This is a genomic window from Mucilaginibacter sp. (genome assembly GCF_039207105.1).
In the GTDB taxonomy this organism is placed as follows: domain Bacteria; phylum Bacteroidota; class Bacteroidia; order Sphingobacteriales; family Sphingobacteriaceae; genus Mucilaginibacter.
This window is the reverse complement of record NZ_JBCECK010000230.1, coordinates 1-5821: the sequence shown is the minus strand read 5'-3', so window position 1 is coordinate 5821 and position 5821 is coordinate 1. Positions and strand designations below refer to the sequence as shown.

The 5821-nt window shown below is 40.4% G+C and carries 6 protein-coding genes; 4 read left to right on the top strand and 2 right to left on the bottom strand.

Annotated elements, in window-relative coordinates; genetic code table 11:
* The 4 genes from AAGC65_RS24390 to pfkA all read left to right on the top strand — a co-directional run.
* Window positions 1–710: biotin--[acetyl-CoA-carboxylase] ligase (locus AAGC65_RS24390; protein WP_343115074.1), on the top strand; the 710-nt coding region annotated here is incomplete at its 5' end.
* Between the two features lie 4 nt (window positions 711–714).
* Window positions 715–1170 (top strand): protein-disulfide reductase DsbD N-terminal domain-containing protein, encoded by a 456-nt coding sequence (locus tag AAGC65_RS24385; protein ID WP_343115073.1) that lies wholly within the window; start codon window positions 715–717, stop codon window positions 1168–1170.
* Window positions 1171–1192: 22 nt separating this feature from the next.
* Window positions 1193–2935, top strand: coding sequence for a cytochrome c biogenesis protein CcdA (locus AAGC65_RS24380; RefSeq protein WP_343115072.1), 1743 nt, complete (start codon window positions 1193–1195; stop codon window positions 2933–2935).
* A gap of 143 nt (window positions 2936–3078) precedes the next feature.
* Entirely contained in the window at window positions 3079–4056 is a 978-nt protein-coding gene (pfkA, locus tag AAGC65_RS24375) for a 6-phosphofructokinase (protein ID WP_343115071.1), read from the top strand.
* 15 nt (window positions 4057–4071) lie between these two features.
* On the opposite strand, the gene AAGC65_RS24370 is transcribed toward pfkA, so the two are convergent.
* Both AAGC65_RS24370 and AAGC65_RS24365 read right to left on the bottom strand, forming a co-directional pair.
* A complete protein-coding gene (locus tag AAGC65_RS24370) occupies window positions 4072–5085 on the bottom strand; it encodes a PAS domain S-box protein (RefSeq protein ID WP_343115070.1) in 1014 nt (337 codons plus the stop codon).
* 64 nt (window positions 5086–5149) lie between these two features.
* Entirely contained in the window at window positions 5150–5689 is a 540-nt protein-coding gene (locus AAGC65_RS24365; protein WP_343115069.1) for a 5' nucleotidase, NT5C type, read from the bottom strand.
* Window positions 5690–5821: the final 132 nt, after the last annotated feature.

Sequence of the window (5821 nt, the reverse complement as noted above, 5' to 3'; positions counted from 1 at the left end):
TTGATTCAACCAACACTTTCCTTAAGAATTTACTGTCAAATTCCAAGCCATTGCCCGAAGGTACGGTCATTATGGCAGAAAGCCAATACGCCGGCCGCGGTCAGCAACAAAATAAATGGCATAGCGAACCGGGAAAAAACCTAACCTTCAGTATTTTGCTGACCCCGTCTTTTTTAGCCATAACCAGCCAGTTTGATCTGAACCGTGTAGTAAGCTTGGGTGTTTTTGATGCGCTGAGGCCTTATCTGGGTGAGCAACTGAAAATAAAATGGCCTAATGATATTTATTATGAGGATCGTAAGCTTGGCGGCATATTAATAGAAACGCATGTGCAGGGCAGCCAGATAAAAAATGCTATAATTGGCATTGGGCTTAATATAAACCAGGAAAATTTTGATCCTGGTGCCGGAAACGCCATCTCGTTGAGGCAAATCTTACACAGGGATTATGATTTACGAACAATATTATCTGAAATTTGCAGTAGTATTGAAGCTTATTACCTTAATTTAAAGGCTGGTAAGGTTTTATTTATAAGGAACGCTTACCTGGATAAACTATATTGGTTAAATCAGGTAAAACGTTTCAGGGCTGATGATCTTATCTTTGAAGGTATTATCAGAGATGTGAAAAATGAAGGAATACTGGTTGTTGAAAATGATCAGGTACGCCTGGAGTTTAGTTTTAAACAAATTGAATTTTTAAATAAATAATTAAATGAAGAGAGTATTGTTGGTTATTGTTGCGCTGGTAATATGCGCAGGGGCCTATGCCCAGATCGAAACGCCCGTAAGATGGTCATACGCGGCAAAAAAGTTGAATGCTAAAGAAGCCGTTGTGCTTTTAAAAGCTACCATTCAACCCGGCTGGCATATATACTCGCTTAATGTTAAAGATGGCGGCCCTATAAAAACCTCGTTTGAGTTTACTCCTTCAAAATTTTATGCTCCGGTTGGTAAAACTACCGAGCCAACACCTATTACCAAGTTTGAAAAAGCTTTTAATATGAATGTAAGCTACTTTGAAAAAGAAGTGGTTTTTCAACAAAAAATAAATATTAAGGCTGCTGATAAAGCTGATAAAGTTACCGGCAAACTTACATACATGGTTTGTAACGATAAAAAATGCCTTCCGCCGGAAGATGTTGATTTTACTATTCCTTTAGGCAAATAATTACCTTTAAGGATTTAGCAAAATGAAACTATTAAATAGGTTCCCCTGCCTGCGTACTGTGCTTGTTTTAATAACGGCACTGCTGATTTTTTGTACAACTAATGTCAAAACAGCTTCGGCAGCACAAAAGAGTGATACGGTATCAACCACAGATGTTCAGTTTACCGATATACCAACTGCAGCAGATAGCATAGCTATACGGAAAAAAGCTGCGGATTCTGCATCCAAAGCTACTGTAGCCAAGCCAACTGCAACTCCAAGCGCCCCAACTTCTGAAAAGCCTAAGACCCTTTGGCAGATATTTATATTTGGTTTGCTGGGTGGTTTTACAGCAGTTATATTGCCTTGTATATATCCGTTACTGCCGCTAACGGTAAGCTTTTTTACTAAAAAAAGCGGCAGTCGCCGCAAAGCCATAGGCCAATCGCTTATTTACGGCGCATCCATTATTGTCATTTATGTAACTCTGGGTTTGCTGATCTCCATTATTTTTGGGTCAGACGCGCTTAACCAGCTGGCTACAAACGGGATATTCAATATATTTTTCTTTTTACTACTCATTGTTTTTGGCGTATCATTCCTGGGCGCTTTTGAAATTACGCTGCCCAGCTCATTAGCTAATAAGCTGGATGAAAATGCCGATAAAGGCGGCCTTGCGGGTATATTTTTTATGGCATCAACCCTGGTGGTGGTATCATTTTCATGTACAGGCCCAATCATTGGTACCTTACTGGTTGACGCCGCATCAAAAGGCGACCGTCTGGGCCCTGCTATCGGTATGTTTGGTTTTTCGCTGGCCCTGGCATTGCCATTCACCATTTTCGCCTTGTTCCCATCAGCATTAAAAAGCCTACCCAAATCCGGCGGCTGGTTAAACAGCGTAAAGGTGGTTTTAGGCTTCTTAGAGTTGGCCTTCGCCCTGAAGTTTTTATCAAATGTTGATCTGGCCTATCACTGGAACTGGTTTGACCGCGAAATATTTTTATCGCTCTGGATAGCCATTGGTTTACTAATAGGCTTGTACCTGATAGGAAAAATAAAATTTTCTCACGATAGCGATTTACCGTATCTAACTATACCGCGTACATTTTTGGCTATCATAACTTTCGCGTTTGTGATATACATGATACCGGGTTTATGGGGAGCTCCGCTAAAATCTATCAGCGCGTTTTTACCTCCCGAGGCAACACAGGACTTTAACTTATCAGCTGTTCCTGATGGCGGCGGTTCGTCATCATTTACTCCCGCTGCTATTATTCCATCAACCATTGGCGAAAAGAAATACGCTGCCAACTATACCCGCATCAAAACCCGCGGACTTGATTCATGGTATGATTATGATCAGGCCCTGCAGGTATCAAAAGCTTTACATAAGCCAATATTGATCGATTTTACCGGGTTTAATTGTGTAAACTGCCGTAAAATGGAGGCTAATGTTTGGTCGGACCCACAGGTGTTTAGCAAGCTTAAAAATGATTTTATATTGCTGCAGTTAGTGGTTGATGATAAAGCCTCATTACCCGTAAATGAACAATTCGTATCTGATTACAGCGGTAAAAAGATAACTACGCTGGGTGGCAAATGGAGCGATCTGGAAGCCAAAAGGTTCAACTCCAACTCGCAACCCTTATATGTAATGCTTGATAGCGATGGCAATTTATTGAAAGATACCAGCGGCAAGGAGATCCCAACTTCGCCGGCCAATTATGATATCAATAGCTACCTGCAATATTTAGAAAGCGGAATAGCAGCTTTTAAAAAGTAATTACGCTGTAAAAAAATAAAATGTAAATTCGCGGCAAGTTTTAAAACTTAGCCGCGTTTTTATTTAGTGGCTTTATAAATACTAAGTTTAAGTTATTCAAGTTTTTTAAGGTAGGGTCCCTAATGCCCGTATCAGTATAAAAAATGACGCAGATTAAAAAAATCGGATTATTTACCTCAGGTGGCGACTCGCCAGGTATGAATGCTGCCATAAGGGCGGTAGTACGTACAGCTATTTACTATAATATTGAAGTTGTGGGCATTCGCCGCGGTTATGATGGCATGACCAAAGGCGATTTTATACCTATGAACCGTAAATCGGTTTCCAATATTATTCAGCGCGGAGGTACCATTTTAAAAACTGCGCGTTGCGATAACTTCCGCACACCAGAGGGCCGCAAGCAAGCTTATGATCAATTACAAACACATGGTATTGATGCCCTGATCGCTATTGGTGGCGACGGTACCTTTACTGGTGCCAAAGTTTTTGGCAGCGAATATGATATACCCGTAATTGGTTTACCGGGTACTATTGATAACGATTTGCTGGGTACCGATTTTACTATTGGTTACGATACGGCTATTAACACTGTTGTTGAAGCTGTTGATAAGATCAGAGATACCGCCGAATCACATGATCGCTTATTTATTGTAGAAGTAATGGGCCGCGATTCGGGCCTGATTGCCCTGCGTACAGGTATAGCTACCGGTGCCGAAGCGATATTGATACCTGAAAGTAAAGGTGGCATGGAAGGCTTGTTTAACCGCCTGGAGCATGGCCGCAAAGACAAAACTTCAAGAATTGTAATTGTTGCCGAAGGTGAAGAGGCAGGCGGAGCATTTGAGGTAGGCCGTATGGTTCAGGAAAAATTCCCTCACTATGATACCCGTATCTCTATTCTGGGGCACATTCAGAGAGGTGGTGCACCAAGCTGTATGGATAGGGTATTGGCAAGCAGGGTAGGCGCTGCTGCTGTTGAGGCTTTAAGAGACGGACACCGTAACGAAATGATAGGTATTATCCATAACGAAATTGCTTATACACCTTTTGAGCACGCCATTAAACATCATATTGAGATCAATCCTAACCTGCTAAAGCTGGTTGAGGTATTATCTATGTAATAACAGTTGTATGGCTTAGCAGTCGTTGCCGGTAAAGGCGCTATCTACTATAGTGCGTATTACCTCGTCAATTTCAGTGCTTACAATTTGCAGATAATCCATTATTTGCTTATTCTCAGGATTATGCGGGTTTTCCATATCCATTATGTTGATCAACCCCAGCATACTGGCTACGGGCCTTCTTAGTTCGTGCGAGCTAAATGAGGCCATATCGCTTATTCGTTTAGTTTGCTTAAGCAGCTCCTGTTCGGTTTTAAGCCGGGCAGTTACATCCTGCCCAATGCCCTGTATTTCGCAAACAGTACCGTATTTGTTAACAACAGATACGAATTCCCATTCGGTATCGTGTAAATTGCCATGAACATCAGGCTTTTTGTGCAACAGTGAGAAAATTTTGCCCGGATTTTTGATACATTTAATAAATACATCTTCGCAAAGGTGTGCTTCTTCGGGTATGGTGGTTATTGAAAAATGTTTTCCTAATAAGTCTTCAGCCTTGTAACCAAAGTTTTTGAGATATTGCCCATTAACAAAACTGTAATTCCCGTTAAGATCTATCCGTATCAGAAAACTATTTTTTGAACCAACCAGCAGGTTTAAAAATTGCTTACCAAACCCAGCATCTTCCTGAATATTTGCCGATTTGCTGTAAAAGTCGGTTGATGTAGTATCCCAAGGGTTAACGGGCAATGCGTCAGAAATAATACTTAGCCTAATGTTGTGGCCGCTGGCCGCGTCAATAAAAAGTCTTTTTTTATCAAATATTCTTTTAGTTATCTGCTGTGGAGTAGTTATGTTGTATGTAATTTCAACAGGGTGATTTATACAGATGTTTTTTACAGCATCCTTTACGCCCTGGAGCTCTTTTGGATTTATGAGTTCCTCCCAGAGGTTATTGTTTTGGTATAATTGCTGTGGGCTTATGCCTAATACGGTATAGACCTCAGGGCTTATAAAAAGGTACTTTTGCTCCGTAAGGTCATAAGCAAGTACACAATCATTTAGTGCTGTAGATGTATGGTTAAACATACTTTAAGGGCCTGAAAATAAAGCAATTTTAAATTTATGGGATTTTATTATAATATACCAGCAATTAATGTAACAATTTAACTGCCACTTCATCCCAGGTGTTCACCCGCTCAAAATCAGTAATAAGCATGTTATGGGGCGAGGTAAATAATAATTTACGGCCTTTAAAGGTCACAAAGTTTTTTATCCGGTCGTCAATTATAATATCGGCATCCAATATTTTATGTCCGCAAAAAATAATGTTGGTCCATGAAATAAACGGGAAATGTTCATTAAGCCACTCCAGTTTATCTTCGAGTGAGTTTTTAAATTCCATAGCTGCCGATGCTACATATACGTCGTACCTTTCGGTTAAGGCTTTTATTACTTCCTGGCTACCCGGCATCACGGGCAAATCCCGGAAAAAACCTTTTTCATTAATGTATTGCCTTAAGGTGCTGCTCAGGTTTGGCGGCAGTATTTCATGGAACTCTTTACCACGCATATCGCCCAATTCTATTTTGGTTTGATGTCGGGTTTCATACAAATCAATAAATTTGGCAATGGTATCAGCCATCACCTCATCCATATCAATAGCTACGCGTAATTTTCTGTTGATGCTCATGCGGTTGAAATTGCAATTTTTTCTGGTTATAGCCAACACGTTAGTGCTTAATAAATAATTAATTATGTGAGTTTTTGATTATTACAAATAATTTATACCTTTGCATCCCCGCAGAAAGAACTCCGGGGACAT